The organism is Streptomyces sp. BBFR102 (genome assembly GCF_051397025.1).
GTDB lineage: Bacteria > Actinomycetota > Actinomycetes > Streptomycetales > Streptomycetaceae > Streptomyces.
Map to the genome: position 1 here is coordinate 3,305,251 of NZ_CP195757.1, position 23,441 is coordinate 3,328,691.

Genomic DNA, 23,441 nt, shown 5'->3' on the forward strand with positions numbered 1-23,441 from the left:
CGCAGGCCGGCAGGGGGCGGCCGAGCCGACCGACCCGCCCGCGCCGTGCCGACGCCGCCCGGCGCATCCTCCTGTCAGTACGACTTGTCGTCCCGAAGGGTGAATCGGGGGGTGGTCGGGGGGCACGGCGAGTGCGCGTGGCGACCGTGGGGGCATGGCGAACCAGTACCGGAGCGTGGGCTCCTTCGTCGGGGCCGTGGTCCTGACCGATATCCGGGCGCGGATGGCCGACCAGGGCTTCACCTTCGTGAGCCAGTGGTTCCCTGACGGGCAGTGCGGTGGCTGATGCCCCCGTGGACGGTGATCTACGCCGTGAGCCCCTGGAGCGTCGCCGGGTTCCTCGTGGTGCTGGTCGCGATCGTGTGCGGGTTCGAGGTGTGGGTGGCGGGCGCGGCGGACGGCGCGGAAGGTCGCGCGGGTGTGGTGGTGGGGGGTGCTGGGGGTGGTGCTGGCGGTGACCGTCGTACCGACGGAGCCGTTGTGGTCCCAGGCGGGTTCCGTGCAGGGGGTGTCGGGGGCCGGGGTGCTCAGCCTGTCGGGCGCGGGGATGTACGAGCCGCAGCGGGAGGCGGTACGGCTGACACTGATCGCCAACGCGCTGATGTTCGCCCCGCTGCCCGTGCTCCAGACCTCGGGCGGCCGGCGCAACCTGCGGCCGTGGGCGCTGGTCGGGCAGTACGCGGCGCTCTCCGCGCTGATCGAACTGGCGCAGTTGGCCGCGCTGGCCGGGCGGTCGGCCGACGTGGACGACGTACTCTGCAACACCGCCGGGGCCGCCCTCGGCGTCGGCTGCGCCGTGGCCGGGCGGTGGCCGGGCGGGACGTACGAAGCTCTGGGCCCGATACGAGGCACGGGGACCGGAGCCCGGTCCGCCCGGCTGGTGACCGCCCCCGGGGCATTGGCCGGGCGCGGTCCTTCGGGGTCCGTCGGAGGCGGGCGAAGGCGACCACGGTCCCGGCGGCCTCGCGGTCTCAGAGTTCGGTGATCTCGTGGAGTCTGCCGCAGGCGAGCATGGGGCAGCGGACGTAGCGAGGGGTGGTCGGGGTGTCGGGTTCGGGGGCGGGGAGGGGCTCGGGCTCGTCGGGCTGGTCGGGCTGGTTGTTGTCGGGGGTGGGGTTCGGCTGGGTCATGGGTGGCTCCTGGGGGTGGGTGGGGCCGTCCGGCCGCCGCCGTCACGCGGGCGGCCGGACGGGGTGGAGGGGGTGTGCAGGGGGCGGGCGGTGAGCTGGTACCAGGTCGGGCCTTGGCGGGCGGTGAAGTGGTAGGGGTAGTCGGTGGTCAGGCGGTCGGTGGCTTCCTCGGCGTAGTCGGGATCGGCTGCCCAGAAGCGGAGTTGGGTGGGGGCGTGTTCGGTGGTGGGGGGTGCCGGGCGCAGGGCGCCGGCGGGTAGGCGGGTGGTGTGGGGGTCGGGGTCGAGGGCGTCGGCGAGGCGGTGGGCCTGGTGGCGCAGCCAGCGCAGGGCGAGGCGGCGGTTGGGGGTGACGGTCCCGCGGAGGAACACGGAGGAGGCGGCTGCGCCGCCGTGGACCTCGACGAGGTATGCGACGCCCGTCGGTGTGCGGGTGTCGGTCATATGGCGCGGCGGAGCCAGCGGCGCAGGCGGTTCTCCTCGGTGACGCGGGCGCGCAGGCTCCGCATCTGAGGGGAGCCCTCGTCGGGTTCGCCGGGTTCGCCGGGCTCGTCCGGTTCGCCGGGGGAGGGGTCCGGCGGGGTGGGGGTGGTCACCGGGGCTCCGGGGCCACGCAATCGGCTGAGTCCTGGTGGTGTCTGAGCAGGACGCGGCAGTCGGTCGCCCTGCTCCAGTCCCGTTCGGCGTTGGCCGCCGCCTCGCCGTGCCGGTACTCCTCGCAGGTGCGGCAGACGAGGCGGGCAGTTGCCGCGTTCCCGTCCGGGGCAACGCTGTTTCCAGGCATGCTTGTTCCTCTCTGTAGCTGTTCCGCTACCGGGAGCACTCAGGCTGACCCAGTGTCGCCGTGCGATCAACGTGACAGTTGGGAACGGAAGGTTGGTGATGCTCCTTGAACCGCAAGGAGCTGGCTCCGGAAAGCAGCCCGCAGGCTGCCTATGGCGCGCATTTGCGCAAGGTGAGAGAGGGTTTTGCCTGGACACAGCAGGAAGTGGCCGACAAGGTCGAATATGCCAGCTCGCATATGTCGGCCGTGGAAACCGGTCGGAAGTCTCCGACCTTGCGTCTATCGCGTCGACTTGATCACGCCTTCGGCATATCAGGGGCCGAGGAGTCATTCGAGCGCATGTGGCGCGAGATGAAGCAGGGGAGCTTGCTGGAGGGCTTTCCGCAGTTCATCGGGTACGAGGCTCGGGCGGCAGAGATCCGGCTGTACGAGGTGGGCGTCATGCCCGGTCTGCTCCAGACGCCGGCGTACGCCGAGGCCCTCGCGCAGAGCGCGGTCAAGCGCGGGGTGATCACACCTGAACAGGCGGACGAGCGGGTCAGCTTGATCGCCGAACGTCAGATGGTGCTCAAGCGGCAGTCTCCGCCACTCGTCTTCGTGGTGCTGGATGAGGGCTGCCTCCGTCGACCCATCGGAAGCCCGGAGGTCATGGATGCCCAGTTGGCGCGCTTGGTCGAGTTCGCGGACCTGCCGAACACGGTGCTTCAGGTGGCGACTTTCGACATGGGTGGGCGACGCCCCTTCGACCTGCCGATAACCTTGCTTACGATGCCGGACCGGTCGCTCATGTCGTACGCCGAGTCGGCCCAGCAGGGGCATCTGGAGCGGGAAAGCACGTCGGTCTTGCCCCTGCTGACGGCCTACCATCAGCTTCAGGCCGAAGCGCCGTCCCAGGCGGCATCCGTGGCCATGATCAACCAGTTTCGAAAGGGCTCACCGTGACGACCGAATCCCCCCGCTGGTTCAAGTCCTCGTACAGCAACAACGGTGGCCAGTGCGTCGAGGTCGCCACCAACCTCGTCGCCTCGCGCGGCACCGTCCCCGTCCGTGACTCGAAGGTCGTGAGCGGCCCGGTGCTGGACGTTCGGGCCGCCGCGTTCTCCTCCTTCGTGGCGGGCGTCAAGGCGGGCGAGTTCCGCTCGGCCTGACCTCGGCGAACAGCGCTCAAGGAAGCCCCGTCCACCTCCCGTCGCGGGAGGGGTGGCGGGGCTCCTCGCTGTTTCGGCCATGGTGCGGAGGCGCCCTCGCGCGGGGCGGAGGTGCGGCTTACGCTCGGCGGACGAGCAGCCGTCTGCGAAGGGGTACCTCCATGGCGCACACGTCCCCGCGTTGGTTCACGTCCTCGTACAGCAACAACGGCGGCACTTGCGTGGAGGTGGCTACCAACTTGGCCGCCTCGCAGGGCGTCGTCCCCGTCCGGGACTCGAAGGACCGGGGTGGAGCGGTGCTGGCGGTGCCGGTCGCGGCGTTCGCGGCGTTCGTGTCCATGGTCCGGCAGCCGTGACGACGGAAAGGCAGCAGCCTGTGACGACGACCGAATCCCCCCGCTGGTTCACGTCCTCGTACAGCAGTAACGGTGGCAACTGCGTGGAGGTCGCCACGAACCTCGTCGCCTCGCGCGGTACCGTCCCCGTCCGTGACTCGAAGGTCGTGAGTGGCCCGGTGCTGGACGTTCGGGCCGCCGCGTTCTCCTCCTTCGTGGCGGGTGTCAAGGCGGGCGGGTTCCGCTCGGCCTGACCTCGGCGAACAGCGCTCAAGGAAGCCCCGTCCGCCTCCCGTTGCGGGAGGGGTGGCGGGGCTCCTCGCGGTTTCGGCCATGGCGCGGAGGCGCCCTCGCGCGGGGCCGGGGTGCGGCTTACGCTCGGCGGAGCGAGCAGCCGTCTGCATGGACTTGCTGAGCTGGTCGGCACCTACATGACCACCGAAGTCGTGCCCGCACTCGCATCCGCCCTCCACACCGAACCATCCCGGACACCACGGGCCGGAAGGTGTCAGCTCGGCGCTATCGCTCCGCGAGCCTCTGCTGCCGTCTGGCCCGCTTGGCCTCCTTGGAGGTGTTCGACGACTCGCCTGCCTGTTGCGCTGCGGCCTCGCCCTTGGGCTTTCGCTGTTGTTTGGCGACATCGGCCAGGATGCGCGCGATCTCTCTGAGGAGCGTCCACTGCTGGTCGTCGAACGTGTCCGGGTGGTCCTTCTTGTAGCGGTCCAACTGTTGTTTGAACGGGGCTGCTTTTTTCAGGCCTTGATGAATGAGTTGCTGGTCGTCGAGGTGTGCGGTCAGCACGTCCGCCAGCCCGTTCCCGGCGGTGACCTGCGGGTAGAGCGTCAGCAGGTCACGGGCATCCCGCTGCCGCTTCTCCACCAAGTCCTCCCCCTCCTTCTCCTTGCGCGTGGCGAAGGCGGCCACCTTGTCGGTGAACAGACGCAGCGGTGCCACCACCGTCAAGGGAACCCGTGCGGGGCTCTCATGTACGTACATGTCCCGGGTCTGCGTGGGCACTTCGCCGAGCGTGACACTGACCTCCGCGCCACCGAACGTGCCCCGCACCGTCGTGCCGCCGACGGTGTCGTCCGCCTTGTCCTGCAGGAGGGCCTGGAGGTACGTGATGACCTCCTGGCGAAATTCCGGGTCGGCGCCCTGGGCGCCGGATATATGGAGTCGCAGGTCGAGGTCTTGGACGGGCCGCTCGGCCCGCAGCGCCGCCACCCCGCCGCCACCGCCGATACTCAGATGCAGCCCTTCGGCGCCCAGCCGGTCCTTCACGTCGTCGTTGATGGTCCGTTCCAGCGTGGCGGCGACGCCCAGCCGATACTCGGACTCGACCGCCGGGTCAGGTGCTTCCCCCACGCGCTGGACGACGGCCGGTGGACGGGGCGCGGCGGGCTGGGCCCAGGGGTGACCGGCCTGCCGAAGCATCTGGACAACTGCGGCGTTGCCGGCCGTGGTCTGCAGGCGGAGCAGCGGGGTGGGACGGGCGGCGGAGGGTGCGCACGCGGAGGCACGTCCGCCGCGCACCTCGGCGGCTTTCGCGTTCTCGTGAGTGTGCAAGAAGAACCCCCCCGGCGCTGGGACGCCCAGCTCCTTCTGTCTGTCTACATAGTCGGGAGCAGTTGGCGCCAGGTACGTACGGGCAGGGGCGATTGATCGAACGGGCAACGGCCCGCGCGGGTCAACCGAAAGGTGGAGGCGCCCCTCCCCACTTCGGCTCCGGGAGTGCCATCCCGCGCGCGATGCCCGCGACCCCCTCGGGCGGCGACCGTTGAACCACGGAAGCCGAGTGGCCGCGAGGCCGAAGGAGGTGTGAGGCGGGATGTACGTCGCATGGCGGGACCTGCGATTCGCCAAGGGGCGGTTCGCGCTGATGGGGGCCGTGATCGTGCTGATCACGCTGCTGGTGGGGCTGCTGTCGGGACTGACGGCCGGACTCGGGCAGCAGAACATCTCGGCGGTCACCCGCCTCCCCGTCGACCGGGTCGCCTTCGCCGAACCGGCCGGGGGCGAGGACCTGTCGTACGCCTCGTCCGTCGTCCGCGAGGAGCAGTGGCAGCGGCTCGGGCGTGCCGACGGGGTGCGCTCGGCCGAACCGGTCGGCATCGCCTCGGTGCGCGCGGCGGCGGGCGACCGGCACGCCTCGGTCGCCGCCTTCGGCGTACGACCCGACTCCGGGATCGGCGCCGGGAGCGTCCGCGAGGGCGAGATCGCGCTGACGGAGCCGGCCGCCGAGGAACTGGGCGTCGACCGTTCGGGCGCCGAAGTGGCGGTTGCCGGACGGGAGTTCACCGTACGGTCGATCGGCGGTGACGACGCCTACAGCCACCTGCCCGTGGTCTGGACCCACCTCGCCGACTGGCAGCACCTCGCCCCCGGCGCCGCCGAAGGCGGGCGCTCCGCCACGACGGCCACCGTCATCGCCGTGGACGCGGACCCCGCCGCCGTCCCCGCCGCCGACCAGGCCGCCGGGACGCGGACCGTCACCACCGGCGACTCGCTCGCCGCCATCGGCTCCTACGCCTCCGAGAACGGCTCGCTGCAACTCATGCGGGGCTTCCTCTTCGCCATCTCGGCCCTGGTCATCGGCGCCTTCTTCACCGTGTGGACCATCCAGCGGGCCGGTGACATCGCCGTCCTCAAGGCGCTCGGCGCCTCCACCCGGAGCCTGCTCACCGACGCCCTCGGCCAGGCCCTCGTCCTGCTCACGGCGGGCACCCTGCTCGGCACCGGCCTCGCCGCCGGCATCGGTGCCCTGGTCTCCGGCTCCGCCGTGCCCTTCGCGCTGTCCCCCGGGACCGTCCTCGTCCCGGCCGCCGTGCTGATCGCCCTCGGCGCCCTCGGCGCCGCACTCTCCGTCCGCCGCATCACCTCCGTCGACCCGCTGACCGCCCTGGGGAGCGCCCGATGAGCCTCGAACTGACCGACGTCACCCTCACCTACCCCGACGGCGACAGCCGCCTCACCGCCCTCGACCGGGTCAGCCTGTACGTCCCGGAGGGCAGCCTCACGGCGGTGGTCGGGCCGTCCGGCTCCGGCAAGTCCAGCCTGCTCGCGGTGGCGGCGACCCTGATCACACCGGACAGCGGCACCGTCCGCGTCGCCGGGCGGGAGACCGCCGGGCTCGGCCGGGGCGAGCTGAGCGCGCTGCGCCGCTCCCGGATCGGCGTCGTCTTCCAGCAGCCCAACCTGCTGCCCGCCCTCACCGCCGCCGAGCAGCTCCAGGTGATGGCCCGCATCGACGGCCGACCCAAGTCGGCCGCACGCGAGAAGGCCCGCGAACTCCTCGACACCGTCGGCCTCGCCGGGCAGGCCGACCGCCGCCCCCACCAGCTCTCCGGCGGCCAGCGCCAGCGCGTCAACATCGCCCGCGCCCTGATGAACGGCCCCCGCGTCCTGCTCGTCGACGAGCCCACCAGCGCCCTCGACCACGAACGCGGCGCCGCCGTCCTCGACCTGCTCGCCGACCTCACCCACCGCACCGCCAGCGCCACCGTCCTGGTCACCCACGACCCGCACCACCTGTCCGGGGCGGACCAGGTGGTGCGGGTGGTCGACGGGCGGCTCACCGCGCAGGGGGCGCCCGTGGGCTGAGTACCGCGTGCGGTCGACGGGCGAGGGCCGACCGGCGTCCGGTCGGCCCTCGCTCAGCCGCCCCTACGGGTGCGGGTGCGGGTACGGGTTCAGTGCTGCCCCTGCCTCAGGCCGCGCCGCAGCAGGAAGAGAAGGCCGCCGAGGGCGAGGAGCCCGGTGGTCAGGGCGATGGGCATGAGCGAGGACGAGCCGGTCTCCGGGAGGCCCGGGCCGTGGCTCGGGGAGTGCGTCGGATGCGTGGGCGAGGGGGTGGGATGGGGCGACGACACCGGTTCGTACAGGGCGGTCACCTCCACCTCGTGGGCGGGCATGGTGAACGAGGTCGACGGCGCGGAGAGGTCGATGCCGTCCAGCGGCCCGCCCCGGTCGATCCGCCACCCGGCGAACCGCATCCCGTCGGCGGGCTCGTCGGCGGTCAGCTCGACGGTGTCCCCGGCGTAGAAGCTGTCGCTGCTCAGGCCGCCCGCCAGGGTGCCGTCGGTGACGGTGACCGTGTACATCTCCTCCGGCACGCCCTCGATGTACCAGGTGATGCCACCGGCCTCGTTGGGCTCGGACCTGAGGACGGCCGTGCCCCGGAAGGAGCCGTTGTCCACCGCGATCGGGGCCATCGTGAACGCCCCGGCCTCACTCGGCGCGGCCGAGCGGACCAGGTCGACGCGGTCGCCGTCCCAGTTCGGGGAGAGGTCCAGGTCGATCGTGGTGGGGCCGTCGCCGCCGAGGGTGGCCGCCTGCTGGATCTCCAGGAAGTCCTTGGCGTCGTCGGAGGTCGCGCCCATGGCGAGGGTGCCGCCCTCGGAGACGTAGTCGCCGCCGATCGTGGAGAGCAGGTTCTCCGGGGCGTCGGGGCCGTCGAGGCGGAGCAGTCCGGCGTTGGTGAAGGTGCGGGTGCTCATCGTGCCGGGGGCCACCACGTCGACGGTCGAGCCCTTCTCGATGAACCAGTCACGGCCGTGGAAGCGGGTCGGGTCCACGTTCATCTCGGTGCCGTTGACGAACCGGATGGCGTCCATCTGGCCGTTGCCCGAGGTGCCGACGGTGCCGAGGAAGGGCGCGGTCTGGTGGTCGAAGACGGTGTTCGCCGTGCCGCCGGTTCCGATGCCGCCGCGCAGGATCTGGCGGGTGAAGTCGGTGGCGAAGGTTTCGCCCGGGGCGATGTCCTTCAGGGTGACGGTGGCCGTGCCGTTGACCCGGGAGAGGCCGGCCGCGCCCGCGTAGATGTTGGTACCGATCCTGCCGCCCTCGATGAGGGTGTCGGCGTTCCCGGTGACGACGTTGCCCTGGATGCCGGCCGGGCCCGCGTACCCGCCGCCGTAGACGCCGCCGCGGATGTCGGCGCCGTCGACGACGCGGACGTGGGTGTTGCCGGTGACGTTCTGGTTGCGCGCGTAGCCGCCGCCGAAGACGCTGCCGCCCGCGGTCGAACCGGGCTGGGTGGTGATGACGCCGCCGCTGACCTCGACGTACGTGTCGCCGACGACGTTGTTGGCGACGCCCCCGCCGCCCGGCCCGCCGAGCACCATGCCCTGGATCGTGCCGCCCTTGACCGCGACGTGGGTGTCCCCGGTGACGACGGCGCCGGACGACCCGCCGCCGAGCACGTGCTGCCGTACGAGGGTGGCCGGCTGACCCGGCTGGTACGTCGCCGGGTCGTAGACCGGGCCCTGGACGGTGACGTGCGTGTCGCCCCGGACGGTGCCCTCGGTGCCGAGGCCGCCGCCGTAGATCTCCGCCTGCCCGACGTTCTCGCCGGAATCCACGTGCGGCCCGATCAGGCCGCCGTTCATCGTCACCGTGGTGTCCCCGACCACGGGCCCCTTGCCGCCGCCGACGATCCAGCCGCGCACCCAGCCGTCGTTCATGGTCACGGTGGCGGGGCCGGTGGTGGTGCCGCTCTCGCCCGCGCCGTACAGGAAGTACGCCTGGTACCCGCTGGTCGCGGTCGAGGTGAGGTCCGGGCGGGCTCCGTCGTACGTCAGGCGCGAGGGGCCGTCGAGCGGGCCCGCCTTGTTGCCGCCGTAGACGGTGAGGTGCGAGCGGGCCGTGTCGTCCACGGTCAGGTCGGTCGAGGTGAGCGCCGGAGTGAGGTTGTTCCCGCCGCCGTACACGTCGTTGCCGGTGAAGTCGTACAGGCCGCGCGCCGGGTCGTTGGTCCCCGACAACGTGATGGGCGTGCCGTTGGCGTACGGATCGGCCGGCGGCTGCGCGGCACCGGCCGGCGCCTGCACACCGAGCGCCAGCGCGAGCGAGGCCGCGACGACACCCGTTACGCGCCGGCGTACCCGTTGGACGGTCTGAGACATGAAGCGCTCCTTGGGAGCAATCAGGGGGTCCGGCGGCCCGCGAGGGACTGGACCGCCGACTGACGGAGCACCACCATGACCCCTATGAGGCTTATTTGATGTATGTCATACCTTGGGGTCGGCGCCATGACCGGGTTCTCGGGGGGCGTGTCCAGGGCGGAGGGGGAACGGTCGCCCGTTCGGCGGGTGGGGTGGGGTGCGCTCCTCGGGTGGCGGTGGCACGTGGCGCGTGACGCGTCGGCAGCCGGGAGCCCGCCCGCCCCCAAGGGGGCAGGCGGGCTCTTCCGGACGGTCCCGGTCAGCGGGCCGGACCCTTGGCGAAGAGGTGGCGGGACCACACGTAGCCGACCAGGGCGATCGCGGCGCACCAGGTGAGGGACATCCACCAGGCGTCGCCGACGGGGGTGCCGGAGAGCAGGCCGCGGAGGGTCTCGGTCATGGGGGTGAAGGGCTGGTGCTGGGCGAACCAGCGCAGGCCCGGGGACATGGATTCGGCGGGGACGAAGGCCGAGCCGAGGAACGGCAGGAACTGGACGAGCAGGGGCTTGTTGCTCGCCGACTCGACGGTCTTGGAGAGCAGCCCGAAGGCGGCCGACAGCCAGGTCACGGCGAAGGCGACGGCGGCCAGCAGACCGGCCGCGGCCAGCCACTCCAGCGGGGTCGCGCCGGAGCGGAAGCCGAGGGCCAGGGCGGCGCCGACCACGAGCACGGCGCACGCCATGGTCTGGACGACGCTGCCCAGGACGTGCCCGGTCATGAACGAGGCGCGGGTGATGTCCATGGTCCGGAAGCGGTTGACGATGCCCTCGGTCATGTCGGAGCAGATCGCGATCGAGGTCGACATCGAACCGGCGGCCACGCCCATGATGACCACGCCGGGCGTCAGGTACTCCAGGTAGGCGGCCCGGCCCCCGCCCATCCCGGAGCCGATCGCGTCCCCGAAGGCGTAGACGAAGAGGAGCAGCATGAGGATCGGCAGCATGGCGCTGCCCAGTCCCACGGCCGGGTAGCGGATGGCGTGCTTCAGGTTGCGCCGCAGCATCGTCGCGGAGTCGTGCACGGCGTAGGTCAGGGTGCTCATCGCGCGGTCTCCTTCGCGCCCTCGCCGGTGAGGGCGAGGAAGACGTCGTCGAGGTCGGGGGTGTGGACGGAGAAGTCGGCGGCGCGGGCCCCGGCGGCGTCGAGCCGGTCGAGCAGGGCGCGCAGGGCGTCGAGGCCGCCGTCGCCCGCGACGCGCAGGGTCAGTCGCTCGTCGTCGCGGCTCGCGTCGGGGAAGACTCCGGCGGCCCGCTCGTACTCGGCGGGGTCGGTGAACCGCAGCCGGACGTGGCTGCCGGGGATGCGGGCCTTGAGTGCCTCGGCGGTGCCCTCGGCGACGATCCGGCCGCCGTCGAGAACGGCGATCCGGTCGGCCAGCTGGTCGGCCTCCTCCAGGTACTGGGTGGTGAGGAAGACCGTCGTGCCGCCGGCGACCAGCTCGCGCACCGTCTCCCACATCGTGCGGCGGCTGCGCGGGTCGAGGCCGGTGGTCGGCTCGTCCAGGAAGATCACCCGGGGCTCGCCGACCAGTGTCATGGCGAGGTCCAGCCGCCGCCGCATACCGCCGGAGAAGAGCGCCGCCCGGCGGGTGGCCACGTCGGCGATACCGAACCGCTCCAGCAACTCCCTTGTGCGTGCGCGCCCCTCACGCTTGCCCAGGCGCAGCAGGTCGGCCATGAGGAGCAGGTTCTCCTCGGCGGTGAGCAGATCGTCCAGGGCGGCGAACTGGCCGGTGACGCCGATCGCGGCCCGTACGCGCTCCGGTGCGGCGGCCACGTCGTGCCCGGCGACCTCGGCCCGGCCGCCGTCGGCGGGGACGAGCGTGGACAGGATGTTCACGGTGGTGGTCTTGCCCGCGCCGTTCGGGCCGAGCAGGGCGAAGACGGAGCCGGCGGGGATACACAGGTCGATGCCGTCGAGAACGGTCCGGGCGCCGTACGCCTTGCGCAGGCCGGTGGCGGCGAGGGCGGGCGGCGGGCGGTCGTTCCCGCCGCGATTGGTGGGCGTGGGCATGACAACAGAACCCATGGAGCTCTCCCTTTCGGAGGAATGGCGAGTCGTGGTGCCGGGGTGGGGCCGCCGGTACGGGCGGCCCCGGCCGGTCAGGGGTGGGCGCGGCGGATCTCGATGGTGCCGAAGCTGGTGCGGGCCCGCAGTTCGAGCGTGGCCTCGGCCTCGTCGGGGCCGTCGGCGGCGTCCAGGGCGTTGACGACCTGCCCGGCCTGGGAGCCGGCGTCGATCCAGACGGCCGTCCCCTTGCGGACGCCGACCTCGATCGAGCCGTACGAGGTCTCGAACTCGGCCTTGCCGCGCACCACTTCGCCGATCCGTACGGAACCGTGGGCGGTGGTGGCGGCGAGGGAGCCCTCGGCGCGCTCGACCAGGATGTCGCCGTTGGCGCCGCGCACCCGCAGGTCGCCGAGGGCGGTGCCGACGGTGGTGGTGCCGTGCGAGTTCTTCAGCACGGCCGGGCCCTCGACGGTGCCGACCCGCAGGCTGCCGTTGCTGGTGGTGATCTCGGCGGGGCCCTCGACCCGCTCCACGCTCACCGAGCCGGCGGAGGCGGTCGCGTGCAGGGGGCCGGTGGAGTCGAGCCGTACGTCGCCCGCCGAGGTCTTGACGCTGACCTCGCCGTACCGACCCTCGCCGTAGACCTGGGCCCACGCCCCGGTCAGCTCGGCCCGCGAGCCGGCGGGCAGTTCCACGGTCACGTCGACCGCGCCGGTGCGCCCGAACAGGGCGCGCTGCTTGGGTGTACGCACGCTCAGCCGGCCGTTCACGTAGGTGACGTCGGTCTGCCCGGCGACCCGGACGTCCTGGTCCTTCCCGGGGTCGCGCGGCCGGACGTCCACCGTGGTGTCGGTCCGGTCGGTGGCGACGAGGCGTATCGATCCGGCCTCCACGTGCACGGTGGCGGTGATCGGCCCGGGGGTCTCGAAGGTGGAGCCGGTGGGAGTGGTGGAAGAAGGCATGGCTGTCCCGTCCTCGGGGGTCGTCGCGGCGTCCTCGCAGGTGGACGCGGTGCGGTGTGAGTGGTGAGGTGGTGCGGGCGTGCCTGGTCGGGTGCGGTCAGCGCGCCCAGCCGGTGAAGCTCTGGCCGACGGTGCGGGGGGTGCGGGTCTTCGGCGAGGGGCGCCCCGGGGTGCCGCCGCCCTCGACGGCCGCCGAGACGGCCCGGACCAGCCAGGCGTTGACCGACAGGCCCTCGCGGGTGGCGGCCTCCTCGGCGCGGGCCTTGAGGTGGGCGGGGAGGCGGAGGTTGACGCGGGCGGTGCCGCCCTCGTCGCCGTCGGCCAAGGCCGGGGCCCTCGGCGGCTCGGCCGGTACCTCACGCCGCTCCTCGTACGCCTCCTCGTACGCCTCCTCGCGTGGCGGAGGCGTCACGACGAAGTCCGGGTCGACTCCCCGCAGCCGCACGTCCACCGAGCCGGGGGCCAGATCCCGGGTGATCTCGTCCATCGCGGTGGAGAGGACGTTCAGCATCGCGAGCCGGGTGGCCGACTCCAGCGGAGCCGTCAGCCGCTCGGCCAGCGCGCGGGCATCCTCTCCGCCCGCCTCGGCGGCCACCGCGAGCTCACGGCGAAGGTCTTCGACAAAGGGCGTCAGGTCCATGGCGTCATAGTGGCACCACTCTGGCGCCATGGCAACCCCTCGATGGCGCTACTGATGGTCGATGAGGCGCATCAGGGCCCTGACCTGCGTGATTGTCGCGCGTCTCGTGTGGCGCCACGTGGCATCACGTGGCGCCGCGTGGTGCCATATGTGTCCCGTGTGGTGCCACGTGGTGCCAGTGGTGCCATCGCCTCAGGACCGGGTGGCCTTGTCGCACCGGTCGCCCGAGCCGTCCCGCAGCCCCGTGCTCCGGTCGTACGGGTCGATCTCGTCCCCGGTGGTGGGGGCCCGCCGCTCCGTGCCGAAGGGCGGGGTGAAGTAGCCGGCGGACTCCCCGCACCCGCCGTTGGTGACGTGCAGCCGGTACGAGAGCAGCGAGAAGGTGCCCGGCTCGGTGACGACCTTGTCGGGGTCGTCCCAGCTCATCACGGTCTCCCGCCGGACGATGGTCCGGACGACCTCGTCGCGGGCGCCCTCCGCCCGCACCGCCGGGTAGACGAAGGTGACGTCGGAGGAGACCTCCAGCGCCCCCCGCTCCCCCTCGCGGTAGGAGAGCCGCCCCCGGGTGCGGACCTCGTCCCCGACGAGGTGTGCCTGCTCCTCGTCGAAGCGGCTGACCAGCAGGAGCGGATCGCTCTTCGGCCCGGGCTCGCGGAACGCCGCCCCCAGGAGCGCCTGTACGTCCTCCTGGTGCGGGTTGACCAGCTTCGGTGCCCGCTCGGGGCGCTCGCCGCGCAGCACCCCGGGGTCGAGGTTGGTCTCGGTCAGGAAGGCGAGGCTCCCATCGAGGGCGCGCCGGACCTCGGCCGCGTCCATCCACCCGGTGGCCTCGGCCTTCGGCACCGTGATCCCCGCCGCGCCGCTCTCCCACCGGGCCGCGGGCGATCCCCGGAACGGCGCGTCGAGGGTGGGCCGCGCGGCGGACTGCGCCGGGGGCGCCGAGGTGGGGCGCTCGGTCTCCGGCGCCGCCGGAGCCTCCGCGCCCGGGTCGCCGAACGGGCCGAAGAACCAGGCCACGGCGACCACGACGGCCAGGACCAGCGCGGCGATCAGCGGCCCCGCGAGGCGCCGGCGCTCCCGCCGGACGGCCGGCAGCGGCGGAGCCGGGGAGTAGGTGCGCCAACCGGGCGGTTCGGGCTCCTCGCGCAGCCGGCGGGCCACGCTCCGGGCCCGCGCCGACGGCTCCTTCGGCGCGTCGGCCGTGCCCTCCACCGACTCCCGCAGGAACTTCTCCCACGCGTCGTCCGGCTCCGAAGAACCGTCCCGCCCCGCCCCAGCCCCAGTCCCCACCCGAGCCCCCTGTTGTCATGTCAGCTCCAGGATGATCGCACAGCCCCCGGACACCGCCCGGCCCGCGCCTTCCCCCAGCGCCTGAGCCGTCGACGGAGCCCGCCCCGGCTTGCCGTCCGAGCTGCTCGGCGCCGGGACGGCGGGAGAACTGGCACGGTCACAACGGGATTTGGTGCGACGGGGCGGGGTCCGGAGGCGCCGGGGGAGCCGGGGGAGCCGCCTGGCGCGGGGGAGGAGCGGGCCCGGGAGTGGACGGGGCCGCGCTGCTCGTGCGGGCATGCGGGCGGGCGCCCCGGGTCGCAGCCTTCTTCCTCACCGGCCTGGCCGCCCTCGCCGTCCGCCGCCCGGCTCGGCCCCGCCCCGGCGCGCCGGCTGTCGGTGCCGGGGTGGGCTGCCCCTCGTACAGGGAGGGGGACGCCGTGGGCGGTGCGGGACGGGTGGGCCGTTCACCCCGCCCACCGGTGCCGCGCCCGCCCCAGATCCACCCGCCGCCCGCGCATCGGTGTGCCCTCCTCGGCGAGCAGCGCCGGGGCCCGGCCGCCGTGGCAGGTGGCGGGGGTGCCGTCCGCGTACACCACGCGCCACCAGGGCACGTCCTCGCCGAGCAGGCTCATGGCGCGGCCGACCTGGCGCGGGCCGAGGCCGATCCGGCGGCCGATCTCGCCGTAGGAGGCGACGGAGCCCGGCGGGATCGTGGCGACGGCGGCCCGGACGTCGTCGACGTAGGTCATGGCGCCTTCGGGGCGGGCGGCGGGTAGGTGAGGTGGCCGTCGGTGACCCGGGCGTGCTCGTTGAGGGTGGCGGGGCGGGCCGAGGTCTCCGAGAGGATGTGCTCGACCTCGGCCCCGGCGACCAGCAGCGCGTCGGTGATCAGGCGGCGGTGGCACCGCCAGGGCACGGCCTCGCTGCACAGGAGCGCGACCCGCTCGTGCCCGGCCAGGCTCAGCACCTCGTCCAGCCCTTCCGCGAACTCCTCCCCGGCCATGTGGTCGGCGTAGTCGCGGAACGCCTTGACGCGCCACGCGCCGTTCTCGCTGGGGACGCCCTTCGGGGTGTGGCGCCTGCCGCCGAGCTGGGGAATCCACCGGTAGCCGATGCCGGGCGGCAGGGCCTCCGTAACGGCCTCCCGGTTCCACTGGGGGTGCTTCCGTGAGGACGGGAAGCGGCGGACGTCGGCCAGGCAGGTCACGTCACGGGCGCGCAGCATCCGCAGCACCTCGTCGAACGCGCGGGTCGAGTGGCCGAGGGTGTGTATCCGGTACGGGCGCGCCACGGGTCAGAGCTTCGTCAGGGCCCCGCCCTTGTGCAGGGCGATGTGGTCGGTCCTGTCGCTCTTGATCTCGTACTGGGGATCGTCCGGCGAGCAGTGGTGGGTGTAGCCCTTGAACTCCACGTCCCGGGTGTGCTTCCGCACGATCACGCCCTGGACGTGCCCCGCCTCGGAGTTCCACCGCACGTGGTCGCCCACGGAGAACCGCTCTGCCGCCATCCGCCCGCCTCCGCTCGGTCGTCCCCTCCAGGATCACCCCGCCGCACCGCTTCCGCGAGTGCGGCCCGCCCCGGTCGCGCGCGGCCGGATTCCGTCGTACACAGGGAGGATGAGCGAGGAGACGACGACGTGGCGCCCGGGCGAGATCGTGCCCGAGAGCGGGATCTACGCCTGCGACTGCGGCCAGAGCCACCACTGGAGCACAGACGTGAAGGGCCACCGCTTCCCACCCCTGCCGACGGGCTGCCCGGGGGGCACCTGGTCGCTGCGGATGGACGCGCATCCGGGCGACGGAAGCGGCCGGTGAGACGCGGGGCGCCCCCGCGACAAGGCGCATCCCCGTAGCGTCAGCACTGCCTCAGTCCGGCAGGAGGGATCGGGGATTCGCATGACCAAAGCCACACGGCGAGGTCGGAGTCCGTGGTGCCCTTCGTGAGCAACGGGCCTTCGCTCACCTCGGCCACTCGGCTCCGCGTGAGGCCGTGCGCAGGGCCGCCCTCGCTGCCCGCGCCACGAGGACGCGGCCGAGAAGGCGGAAGCCGCCGCCGAGCGGGCCGAGGCCCGCAAGGCTCACGGCGCAGACCGACGGGTCCGCGAGCCCGGCACGGGCGTCAGCACGTCGATGCCGATGAGTACGCAGTGCCCTCAGCTCCGAAATCCGACTCCTCGTAGGCCGACCGAACCGAGGCGGACCACACGCGGCGCCACCGCCGGACAGCGCTCACGACTGACCGACCGTGTAGCACGTGGTGAGGAGGCGGAGCCCGGTGCTCGGCCTGGGGAGGGATGGTGCACGGGCCATCTCCCGTCAGCGGAGATACGTCTGCTGCCATTCGATCGAGGTCATGGTGAGCGCGGTGTCGGCGAGGGACTGCGCGCAGGCGGTCTTGAGCTTGGCGACGCTGCTGTCGATCCAGGGCTGGACGTTCGAGCAGCCCTGTTCGCGGTACTCGACGGCCTGGAGGAGGCATTCGAGTTTGTCGGCGTCGTGTGCGCAGACGACTTCGAGGGAGTCGCCGTTCTCGTACTCGTCCACGATCCGCTGGGCTCCGGCCTTGACCGCCGGGTGGGCGGCGGATACCTGGTCGGCGGTGACCTTCTCGTTGCTCGCCGCTTCGAGGTAGCGGCGACCGATGTGGGGGATGTCGCTGACGCGGGTCTCCTGGGTGTCGTGCCACAGACCGAGGAGAGCGGTCTTCGCCGGGTCGGCGCCCTCCATCATGGCGAGCACGGAACCGATGAGCGCGACCCTGAAACTGTGCTCGGCGATCGTCTCGGGGTCCTTCACCCCGGCGATCCACCAACCGGACCGCTTGGCGCGCTTGAGCATCCCCATCTCCAGCAGGAAGCCCGTGGTGCCCTTCGCCTGCTCCTGCTCTGTCTCCGCCATGAGATGCGCCCTCCGATGTGTCATCTGCGGTTCTCGCGTAGAACGTAATGCACCGAACTGAGTTCACGCCTTGCTCGTGGGGAGAGCCCGTCGTGATCGAGGAGCCGGACCACGTGAGCGCCGAGCCGAGTAGAGAGGGGGGCCGCCGGTGCCGGCCGCCGGTTGGTAAGTGCAGGTCATGGATGCACACCACTTACTGCTTCCGGCAACGCCGCCTCTCCCAAGGCGGAGCACCGAGGTCTGCTGACAAGCCGGCTCGCCTCGGCACCCCTGGCCAACCAAGCGCCCGGCGCGCGGTCGTGGCGGCGCACCCGTGGGGCGGGGTCCGGAAACCACGAAGGCCGCCCCGGGTAGGGCGGCCTTCGTGCTGTTCGGAGCGGAGCCCGTCGTATCCCGGTTGCGGGTGGGTGAGGGGATCGCGCACGTTCCGAGCCTTGATCAGGCCGGGAAGTCGTCGGCCTTGATGCCCGCGATGAAGGTGGAGAACGAGGTGGCGGGCAGCGCCAGGACGGGGCCTGACTGGAGCTTGGAGTCGCGGACGGGGACCACCCCGTGGGAGGCGAGCAGGTCGGCGGTGACTTCTACGCACTGGCCGCCGTTGGCGCTGTAGGAGGACTTGGACCAACGGAGGGATTCAGCAGTCACGACATGCCCTTTCGTACCTGATTGATCACAGTCACCGACTCGGCCTGTGAGAGCGCTTCAGCCTGAAGCTGATGGTAGGCCGTAAACAGTGGACCGACGAAGCGTGATTCGCGCTGCAATTGCCCCGAGAGCGCAGACTCCGCGTAGGCCACTTGGGACCGATCGGGCATGGTTACCAGTGTTACCGGTGTGTAGAACGAGCGGCGTGCCCCCAGTTCGAACCGGGCGACCTGGATCACCGTATTGGGCAGGCCGGCCAGGGCCAACAGGTGGTCCAACGCCGTGCGCATGACCGTGGGGCCGCCGACCTTCTGCATCAGGCAGCTTTCGTCGAGCACCGCGTAGATCTGCGGCGGCGGCGTGCGGTCCAGAGATCGCTGCCTCCGGTCCAGTAGTGCCAAGCGTTCGTCCCCCTGCTGCTCCGTGATCGCACCTCGCTGTACGGCTCCCTCGGTGATGGCGGCGGCGTACGCCGGGTTCTGGAACAGCCCTGGGAGAACCCCCAACTCGAACAGCCGGATCTCCACCGCGCGCCCTTCCTGCACGACGAACTGCGGAAAGCCGTCGAGTATCGCCGGGTTGAGGACGGCGTCCCCCTGTCGGGCGAGCGACTCTCCCGTCCCCAGTGCCTTGTCGGCACTTGCGGTGAACCTGGGAGTTGGAGTTCGCCTGCCAGTTTCGACCCCGGAGATGTGCGTAGCGGAGTAGCCCATGCGGTCGGACAGGTCCTCCTGTGTCCAGCCTCGCCCTTCCCGCAGCGTGCGCAGACGAACGCCGAAGGCCGCACGCGGGCTCTCGTCGGGATTCAGTTTCTTGCGGTTCGCCATTCTGGACCCAACTCCCACTCATTTGCTCGGAGGTTGATGGTCTGCTGAGAGTAAGCCACCGTAAGCGCTCCCGGTAGTGGTTTCGCTACAGAGAGGAGTTGCCCATGTCTGCGCAGCGCCCGGAGGGTCGGCCCCCGCTTCCCGAACGCGTCTTCACCGACGCCCAGTTCGCCCCTTGCGCCCCCTGCCGCCACCTCGCCCTCGCCGAGGCTGAGGCCAATGCCGAGTACGACTGGAGCAAGGCCACCGACTGTCGGGTGCTGCTCAGGCGGCACCAGGCGTCGGCGGAGTGTTCGGCCCGTAAGCCGGTGTGATGGCGGAGGCCGCGGGGCGCGGGGAATCCGGGTGCGGGGTGTCCTGCGGGTGCCCGTGCCATGGGCCTCGGCCCGGTCCCGAGCCCGGCTCCGGGCCCGGCTCCGGGCGGGCTCCCGAGTCGGACGGGGACTCCCCGGCGATGCGGGCGCTGCGTGCTCGGATGGCTGAGGAGAACCGCTTGCGGCGCTGGCTGCGGGGGGCTTCGTGAGCCGGGGCGGCCGGTACCTGGTCGAGGTGTACGGCGGGGACGCGGGGCGGAGCCTGTGCCTCGGCCGTGCCGTGGTCCGCGTGCGGGGCCTCGCCCTTGGCTGGCTCCGGGGGCAGGCGCTCCGGTTGGCCGACGGGCTCGACCCCGACCCGGACGGCGCGTGGGTGCCGCCGGGGGCGCTGCGTCCGGCACCGCCCCACGGGGCGGACGCCCCCAGCCGACTCCGCGCGTGGGCTGCCCACGTGGCACATCAGGAGGCCGCCGCCCGGTGCCTCGCGGACGGCCTGCCGTACGCGTTCCTGGCCCGGGACGCCTCGGGCTGGTACCGGCTCTACGCCCGCCCCCTGGCCGCTTCCCGTCCCCCTGCTTCGCCCGGCCGCAGGTGTGACGGCCACGGCCGGGCGTACCCCTTCACGAGGAGCAGTGACGTGCGGACCGAACCCCACGACGACCACGCGGACCACCAGGACCACGCCGACCCGCACGGCGACGCCCGGCCCGACGACGAGACGCCTCGTTACGTCCGTTGTCCCAGGCTCGCCTGTGGCCGCCTCCACGAACCGCCTCCGGGCCGGGAGTGACGCCACGTGCCGGACGCTGCGGGCCAGGGGCCCGGCGCGGGGCCGAATTCCCGTGTCCCGCACGCCGTTGGGCTCGTACGATGCCCCGCGTGACACACCCTGGCGCCGCCCCGCACCCGTACGGACCCCCCTCCTGGCCAGGGCTGACCGTCCCGCCCGGACTCGCCGCCAGCCAGGTCCGGTACAACGGGGCGCGCGGGCGGGCGTTCGTCGCCGGACTGCCGCAGCGCGCCGCCCACTACCGCGACGCCTGGGGCCTGCGCCCCGACGGCCCGGCGATGCACGGCACGGCCTCGCTCGTCCTCCCCGTCCGGCTGACCGCCCACGGCGACGCCCCGGCCGTGCTCAAGCTCCAGCTGTTGGACGAGGAGAGCGCGGGGGAGGGGGCCGCGTTGCGCGCCTGGGACGGCGACGGGGCCGCCCGGCTGCTCGCCGAGGACCCGGCCACCGGCACCCTGCTGGTCGAACGGCTCGACTCCGGGCGGCCGTTGGAGGGGCTGGTCGACACCGACGAGGCCGTCGCCGTGCTCGGCACTCTCCTCGCCCGGCTCTCGGCCCGCCCCGCCCCGCCGGGGACGCGGCGCCTCGCCGACATCGCCGACCGGCTGGTCCAGGACGCGCCGCGCGTCGCCGCCGCCCTCGGCGACCCCTTCGAGCGGGCCTTGCTCACCGACGTCGCCGCCGCCGTCCGCGAGGTCCTGCCGGAGCCGGGCGACCGCCTCCTGCACTGGGACCTCCACTACGGCAACGTCCTGGCCCCGCACCCCGGCACCGAGGCCGCCGCCCGTGGCCCCTGGCTCGCCATCGACCCCAAACCCCTCGCGGGCGACCCGGGTTTCGACCTGGCCCCCGCGCTGTACAACCGCTTCGACCCGGGCGCCGTCCGCCGCCGCTTCGACGCGCTCACCGCACTGGCCGGGCTCGACCGGGGGCGGGCCGCCCGCTGGACGCTGGCCCGCGTCCTCCAGGAGACCCGGTGGAACGTCCTCGACGGCGCCCACCGCCTCCAGCCCGACCAGGCCCACCTCGCCCGCGTCCTGCTGGGCCGCGCGTGAGGCACCCCGGCTAGCCTTCGGCCATGATCCGTACCGCCCGCCCCGCAGACGTGCCCGCCGTACACGCGATGATCCGCGACCTCGCCGCGTACGAGAAGGCCCTCGACCAGGTCCACCTCACCGAGGAGCACCTGAGCACCGCGCTCTTCGGCCCGCATCCGGCCGCCTTCGCCCACCTCGCCGAGGACGACACCACCGGCGAGGCGGTCGGCTTCGCCCTCTGGTTCCTCAACTTCTCGACCTGGCGCGGTGTCCACGGCATCCACCTGGAGGACCTCTACGTCCGCCCGGAGGCGCGCGGCGGCGGCCACGGCAAGGCGCTCCTGCGCGAACTGGCCCGCACCTGCGTCGACCGGGGCTACCAGCGGCTGGAGTGGTCCGTCCTCGACTGGAACGAGCCGGCGATCCGCTTCTACGAGTCGCTCGGCGCCCGCCCGCAGGACGGGTGGACGGTGTACCGGCTGACGGACGGCGCCCTCGCCGAGCTGGGCGCCCGGTAGCGCGGCCGGTCGCGGGGCGGGCTCAGCGGGGCGCGGGCAGGCGCGGGAAGCGGGCTTGCAGGTCCCAGACCACCGGGTTGTCCGCGAGGGAGTCGTGCAGGTCGCAGAGGTCGGCGACGACGTCGTGCAGGAAGTCGCGGGCCTCCCGGCGCAGCTCCGCGTGGGAGAAGGTGAGCGGCGGCTCGTCGGACCTCATCCAGTCGGCCTCGATGTCGACCCACCCGAACCGCCGGGTGAAGAGCATCCGGTCGCTCGACTCGGTGAAGTCCAGCTCCGCGTACTGCGGCCGCGAGGCCCGGCTGCCCCGGGGGTCCTGGTCGAGCTGCTCGACGATGTCGCAGAGCGCCCACGCGAAGTCGAGCACCGGCACCCATCCCCAGGCTGTGGACAACTCCCGGTCCGCCTTGGTGTCCGCCAGGTACACGTCCCCGCAGAAGAGGTCGTGCCGCAGGGCGTGCCGGTCGACCCGGGCGTAGTCCAGGTCGGACGGGTCGGGGAAGCGGGCGGAGAGGGCGTAGCCGATGTCGAGCACCCACCCATTGTCCGGCACCGGTCCGCCTGAGGGTCGCCACCGCCGGCAAGGCCGCTCCCCGGGCGCCCGGCGGCCCGGCGCCCGGCCCGGACCAGGGGCGCCCGGAGCGCGCGCCGTGGGGGCGGTCACCCGGACACCGCGTACCCCGCGCGCGGGCGCCGGGCACCCCTAGGATCACCCCGTGCCTCCCCCTCGCCGCCCCCGCTCCCGCCCCGCCCTCGCCGCCGTCGCCACGCTCGCCGTGCTGGCGCCGGTCGCCGGATGCGGGAGCGGCGGGGTGCAAGGGACGCCGGGAGCGGCCGGGGCGCTCGACCCGCTCTTCCCCCGGCTGGGCAACGGCGGCTACGACGTACGCCACTACGACCTCGCGCTCGACTGGGCGCCGGCGCGGTCCGGGGAGCGGGCCGAAGGGGGGCCGCTGCGCGGGACGGCACGGATCACCGCGCGGGCCACGCAGAACCTCAGCGCCTTCAACCTCGACCTGAAGGGGCTGGAGGTCACCTCCGTCACCGTCGACGGGCGGCCCGCCCGCCACGGCCGGGCCGGAACCGAGCTGACCGTGCGGCCCGAGAGGGAACTGGACAAGGGGACGGCCTTCCGGACGACCGTGGAGTACGCGGGCCGCCCCGGGCCCCTGGCGGACGCCGACGGCAGTGAGGAGGGCTGGCTGACCGGGGACGCGGGGACGGTGGCGCTCGGCGAGCCCTCCGGCTCGATGACCTGGTTCCCCGGCAACCACCACCCGCTCGACAAGGCCACGTACACCCTCCGCGTCACCGTCCCCAAGGGGCAGCGGGCCGTCTCGGGCGGCGAACCGGAGACGCTGGAGCCGGAGCCGGACGGCGACGGGCGCACGACCTGGACCTGGAGATCCCGCCGCCCGATGGCGAGTTTCCTGGCCACCCTCGCCATCGGCCGCTACGAGCTGAGCCGGTCCCGTACGCCCTCGGGCCTGCCGGTGGTCAACGCGGTCGCCCCCGGCCAGGACGCCGAGGTGCTGGACCGGCTCCCGGACGTCCTCGACTGGTCGGCCGAACGGTTCGGGGCGTACCCCTTCGACTCCTTCGGCGCCATCGTCCTGGACCCCGGCACCGTCGGGTACGCGCTGGAGACCCAGACCCGGCCCGTCTACCCGGGCTCCCCCAGCGTCGGCCTGGTCGTCCACGAGACCGCCCACCAGTGGTTCGGCGACTTCGTCACCCCCCGGACCTGGCAGGACATCTGGCTCAGCGAGGGGTTCGCCACCTACGCCGAGTGGCTCTGGGAGGAGGACCACGACGGCCCCACCGCCCAGGAGACCTTCGACCGCCTCTACGCCACCCCCGGCGACGCCGGCCTCTGGACCTTCCCCCCGGCCGACCCGCCCGACCAGAACTCCCTCTTCGCCGCCCCCGTCTACCAGCGCGGCGCCATGACCCTCCACCAGGTCCGCCGCCTCCTCGGCGAGGACCGCTTCGCCCGCCTCCTGACCGGCTGGCCGAAGAAGCACGCGTACGGCAACGCCCGTACCGCCGACTTCACCGCCTACGCCGAGTCCCTCGCCCCCGACGCCGGTACCCGGGCGGCGCTGACCCGCACCTGGGCGGGGTGGCTGCGCGCCGCCGGCAAGCCGGACAGCGCGAAGCCGGGAGGCTGACGGCCCCCGCGCCCCCCCCGCCG

The 23,441-nt window shown here is 73.0% G+C and carries 32 protein-coding genes; 14 read left to right on the forward strand and 18 right to left on the reverse strand.

Translation table 11 applies throughout. From position 1 onward, the window contains the following. Positions 1 to 154: 154 nt before the first annotated feature. The gene (locus ACSLIC_RS14745; protein ID WP_436738148.1) at positions 155 to 286 is read left to right on the forward strand and encodes a hypothetical protein; all 132 of its coding nucleotides are present in this window, start codon (positions 155 to 157) and stop codon (positions 284 to 286) included. Positions 287 to 418: 132 nt separating this feature from the next. Further along, on the forward strand, positions 419 to 985 hold the full coding sequence (locus tag ACSLIC_RS14750; protein ID WP_436738149.1) for a VanZ family protein: 567 nt from the start codon (positions 419 to 421) through the stop codon (positions 983 to 985). On the opposite strand, the gene ACSLIC_RS14755 is transcribed toward ACSLIC_RS14750, so the two are convergent. The 4 genes from ACSLIC_RS14755 to ACSLIC_RS14770 are packed head-to-tail and all read right to left on the reverse strand — an operon-like array spanning position 972 to position 1,913. Next, a complete protein-coding gene (locus ACSLIC_RS14755; protein WP_436737546.1) occupies positions 972 to 1,130 on the reverse strand; it encodes a hypothetical protein in 159 nt (52 codons plus the stop codon). The genes ACSLIC_RS14750 and ACSLIC_RS14755 overlap by 14 nt on opposite strands. Further along, complete coding sequence (locus ACSLIC_RS14760) at positions 1,127 to 1,573, reverse strand: hypothetical protein (protein WP_436738150.1); 447 nt, start codon at positions 1,571 to 1,573, stop codon at positions 1,127 to 1,129. The genes ACSLIC_RS14755 and ACSLIC_RS14760 overlap by 4 nt, the downstream gene beginning before the upstream one ends. Next, on the reverse strand, positions 1,570 to 1,725 hold the full coding sequence (locus ACSLIC_RS14765) for a hypothetical protein (protein ID WP_436738151.1): 156 nt from the start codon (positions 1,723 to 1,725) through the stop codon (positions 1,570 to 1,572). The genes ACSLIC_RS14760 and ACSLIC_RS14765 overlap by 4 nt, the downstream gene beginning before the upstream one ends. Next, the gene (locus ACSLIC_RS14770; protein ID WP_436737543.1) at positions 1,722 to 1,913 is read right to left on the reverse strand and encodes a hypothetical protein; all 192 of its coding nucleotides are present in this window, start codon (positions 1,911 to 1,913) and stop codon (positions 1,722 to 1,724) included. Before ACSLIC_RS14770 ends, ACSLIC_RS14765 begins: the two co-directional genes overlap by 4 nt. A gap of 105 nt (positions 1,914 to 2,018) precedes the next feature. Between ACSLIC_RS14770 and ACSLIC_RS14775 the strand changes: the two genes are divergently transcribed. The 4 genes from ACSLIC_RS14775 (at position 2,019) to ACSLIC_RS14790 (ending at position 3,650) form a co-directional block, all read left to right on the forward strand. Continuing rightward, positions 2,019 to 2,855 (forward strand): helix-turn-helix domain-containing protein, encoded by an 837-nt coding sequence (locus ACSLIC_RS14775; RefSeq protein ID WP_436738152.1) that lies wholly within the window; start codon positions 2,019 to 2,021, stop codon positions 2,853 to 2,855. Next, positions 2,852 to 3,061, forward strand: a complete 210-nt coding sequence (locus ACSLIC_RS14780; protein WP_436738153.1) for a DUF397 domain-containing protein — start codon at positions 2,852 to 2,854, stop codon at positions 3,059 to 3,061. Before ACSLIC_RS14775 ends, ACSLIC_RS14780 begins: the two co-directional genes overlap by 4 nt. 161 nt (positions 3,062 to 3,222) lie before the next feature. Next, a complete protein-coding gene (locus ACSLIC_RS14785) occupies positions 3,223 to 3,417 on the forward strand; it encodes a DUF397 domain-containing protein (RefSeq protein WP_436738154.1) in 195 nt (64 codons plus the stop codon). Positions 3,418 to 3,437: 20 nt separating this feature from the next. Then, positions 3,438 to 3,650: a DUF397 domain-containing protein gene (locus ACSLIC_RS14790; RefSeq protein WP_436738155.1), complete on the forward strand. Its 213-nt coding sequence runs from the start codon at positions 3,438 to 3,440 to the stop codon at positions 3,648 to 3,650. Positions 3,651 to 3,915: 265 nt separating this feature from the next. Here ACSLIC_RS14790 and ACSLIC_RS14795 read toward each other — a convergent pair whose 3' ends face one another. After that, complete coding sequence (locus ACSLIC_RS14795; protein ID WP_436738156.1) at positions 3,916 to 4,962, reverse strand: hypothetical protein; 1,047 nt, start codon at positions 4,960 to 4,962, stop codon at positions 3,916 to 3,918. Positions 4,963 to 5,224: 262 nt separating this feature from the next. Between ACSLIC_RS14795 and ACSLIC_RS14800 the strand changes: the two genes are divergently transcribed. Together ACSLIC_RS14800 and ACSLIC_RS14805 are read left to right on the forward strand one after the other, a co-directional pair. After that, entirely contained in the window at positions 5,225 to 6,313 is a 1,089-nt protein-coding gene (locus ACSLIC_RS14800) for an ABC transporter permease (RefSeq protein WP_436738157.1), read from the forward strand. Further along, positions 6,310 to 6,996, forward strand: a complete 687-nt coding sequence (locus ACSLIC_RS14805; protein WP_436738158.1) for an ABC transporter ATP-binding protein — start codon at positions 6,310 to 6,312, stop codon at positions 6,994 to 6,996. The genes ACSLIC_RS14800 and ACSLIC_RS14805 overlap by 4 nt, the downstream gene beginning before the upstream one ends. Before the next feature lie 89 nt (positions 6,997 to 7,085). Here the strand turns inward: ACSLIC_RS14805 and ACSLIC_RS14810 are convergent, their stop codons facing one another. The 9 genes from ACSLIC_RS14810 to ACSLIC_RS14850 form a co-directional block, all read right to left on the reverse strand. Beyond that, positions 7,086 to 9,299 (reverse strand): InlB B-repeat-containing protein, encoded by a 2,214-nt coding sequence (locus ACSLIC_RS14810; protein ID WP_436738159.1) that lies wholly within the window; start codon positions 9,297 to 9,299, stop codon positions 7,086 to 7,088. Positions 9,300 to 9,597: 298 nt separating this feature from the next. Continuing rightward, the gene (locus ACSLIC_RS14815) at positions 9,598 to 10,380 is read right to left on the reverse strand and encodes an ABC transporter permease (RefSeq protein ID WP_436738160.1); all 783 of its coding nucleotides are present in this window, start codon (positions 10,378 to 10,380) and stop codon (positions 9,598 to 9,600) included. Further along, on the reverse strand, positions 10,377 to 11,366 hold the full coding sequence (locus ACSLIC_RS14820; RefSeq protein WP_436738161.1) for an ATP-binding cassette domain-containing protein: 990 nt from the start codon (positions 11,364 to 11,366) through the stop codon (positions 10,377 to 10,379). Before ACSLIC_RS14820 ends, ACSLIC_RS14815 begins: the two co-directional genes overlap by 4 nt. Before the next feature lie 74 nt (positions 11,367 to 11,440). Further along, on the reverse strand, positions 11,441 to 12,310 hold the full coding sequence (locus tag ACSLIC_RS14825; protein ID WP_436738162.1) for a DUF4097 family beta strand repeat-containing protein: 870 nt from the start codon (positions 12,308 to 12,310) through the stop codon (positions 11,441 to 11,443). Between the two features lie 97 nt (positions 12,311 to 12,407). Next, entirely contained in the window at positions 12,408 to 12,950 is a 543-nt protein-coding gene (locus ACSLIC_RS14830) for a toxin-antitoxin system HicB family antitoxin (RefSeq protein WP_436738163.1), read from the reverse strand. 192 nt (positions 12,951 to 13,142) lie between these two features. Continuing rightward, positions 13,143 to 14,240, reverse strand: coding sequence for a hypothetical protein (locus tag ACSLIC_RS14835; RefSeq protein ID WP_436738164.1), 1,098 nt, complete (start codon positions 14,238 to 14,240; stop codon positions 13,143 to 13,145). Between the two features lie 446 nt (positions 14,241 to 14,686). After that, the gene (locus ACSLIC_RS14840) at positions 14,687 to 14,971 is read right to left on the reverse strand and encodes an MGMT family protein (RefSeq protein WP_436738165.1); all 285 of its coding nucleotides are present in this window, start codon (positions 14,969 to 14,971) and stop codon (positions 14,687 to 14,689) included. Then, positions 14,968 to 15,513 carry a DUF488 domain-containing protein gene (locus ACSLIC_RS14845; RefSeq protein ID WP_436738166.1) on the reverse strand — a complete coding sequence of 182 codons (546 nt, stop codon included), beginning with the start codon at positions 15,511 to 15,513 and terminating at the stop codon, positions 14,968 to 14,970. The genes ACSLIC_RS14840 and ACSLIC_RS14845 overlap by 4 nt, the downstream gene beginning before the upstream one ends. 3 nt (positions 15,514 to 15,516) lie before the next feature. Beyond that, positions 15,517 to 15,729 (reverse strand): DUF2945 domain-containing protein, encoded by a 213-nt coding sequence (locus ACSLIC_RS14850; protein ID WP_436738167.1) that lies wholly within the window; start codon positions 15,727 to 15,729, stop codon positions 15,517 to 15,519. A gap of 109 nt (positions 15,730 to 15,838) precedes the next feature. On the opposite strand from ACSLIC_RS14850, the gene ACSLIC_RS14855 reads away from it, so the two are divergent. Further along, positions 15,839 to 16,036: a hypothetical protein gene (locus tag ACSLIC_RS14855; RefSeq protein WP_436738168.1), complete on the forward strand. Its 198-nt coding sequence runs from the start codon at positions 15,839 to 15,841 to the stop codon at positions 16,034 to 16,036. Positions 16,037 to 16,537: 501 nt separating this feature from the next. On the opposite strand, the gene ACSLIC_RS14860 is transcribed toward ACSLIC_RS14855, so the two are convergent. The 3 genes from ACSLIC_RS14860 to ACSLIC_RS14870 form a co-directional block, all read right to left on the reverse strand. Further along, entirely contained in the window at positions 16,538 to 17,119 is a 582-nt protein-coding gene (locus ACSLIC_RS14860) for an HD domain-containing protein (RefSeq protein ID WP_436738169.1), read from the reverse strand. Positions 17,120 to 17,557: 438 nt separating this feature from the next. Beyond that, the gene (locus ACSLIC_RS14865; protein WP_436738170.1) at positions 17,558 to 17,764 is read right to left on the reverse strand and encodes a DUF397 domain-containing protein; all 207 of its coding nucleotides are present in this window, start codon (positions 17,762 to 17,764) and stop codon (positions 17,558 to 17,560) included. Then, complete coding sequence (locus ACSLIC_RS14870; protein ID WP_436738171.1) at positions 17,761 to 18,591, reverse strand: helix-turn-helix domain-containing protein; 831 nt, start codon at positions 18,589 to 18,591, stop codon at positions 17,761 to 17,763. Before ACSLIC_RS14870 ends, ACSLIC_RS14865 begins: the two co-directional genes overlap by 4 nt. A 104-nt stretch (positions 18,592 to 18,695) precedes the next feature. Between ACSLIC_RS14870 and ACSLIC_RS14875 the strand changes: the two genes are divergently transcribed. From ACSLIC_RS14875 to ACSLIC_RS14890, 4 genes are all read left to right on the forward strand, one after another. Beyond that, positions 18,696 to 18,905 carry a hypothetical protein gene (locus ACSLIC_RS14875; RefSeq protein ID WP_436738172.1) on the forward strand — a complete coding sequence of 70 codons (210 nt, stop codon included), beginning with the start codon at positions 18,696 to 18,698 and terminating at the stop codon, positions 18,903 to 18,905. Between the two features lie 451 nt (positions 18,906 to 19,356). Then, the gene (locus ACSLIC_RS14880; RefSeq protein ID WP_436738173.1) at positions 19,357 to 19,695 is read left to right on the forward strand and encodes a hypothetical protein; all 339 of its coding nucleotides are present in this window, start codon (positions 19,357 to 19,359) and stop codon (positions 19,693 to 19,695) included. Positions 19,696 to 19,838: 143 nt separating this feature from the next. After that, positions 19,839 to 20,750 (forward strand): aminoglycoside phosphotransferase family protein, encoded by a 912-nt coding sequence (locus tag ACSLIC_RS14885; protein ID WP_436740374.1) that lies wholly within the window; start codon positions 19,839 to 19,841, stop codon positions 20,748 to 20,750. Between the two features lie 23 nt (positions 20,751 to 20,773). Further along, entirely contained in the window at positions 20,774 to 21,250 is a 477-nt protein-coding gene (locus ACSLIC_RS14890; RefSeq protein WP_436738174.1) for an N-acetyltransferase family protein, read from the forward strand. A gap of 22 nt (positions 21,251 to 21,272) precedes the next feature. Here the strand turns inward: ACSLIC_RS14890 and ACSLIC_RS14895 are convergent, their stop codons facing one another. Continuing rightward, positions 21,273 to 21,782 carry a hypothetical protein gene (locus ACSLIC_RS14895; RefSeq protein ID WP_436738175.1) on the reverse strand — a complete coding sequence of 170 codons (510 nt, stop codon included), beginning with the start codon at positions 21,780 to 21,782 and terminating at the stop codon, positions 21,273 to 21,275. A gap of 277 nt (positions 21,783 to 22,059) precedes the next feature. Between ACSLIC_RS14895 and ACSLIC_RS14900 the strand changes: the two genes are divergently transcribed. Then, complete coding sequence (locus ACSLIC_RS14900; RefSeq protein WP_436740375.1) at positions 22,060 to 23,418, forward strand: M1 family metallopeptidase; 1,359 nt, start codon at positions 22,060 to 22,062, stop codon at positions 23,416 to 23,418. Positions 23,419 to 23,441: the final 23 nt, after the last annotated feature.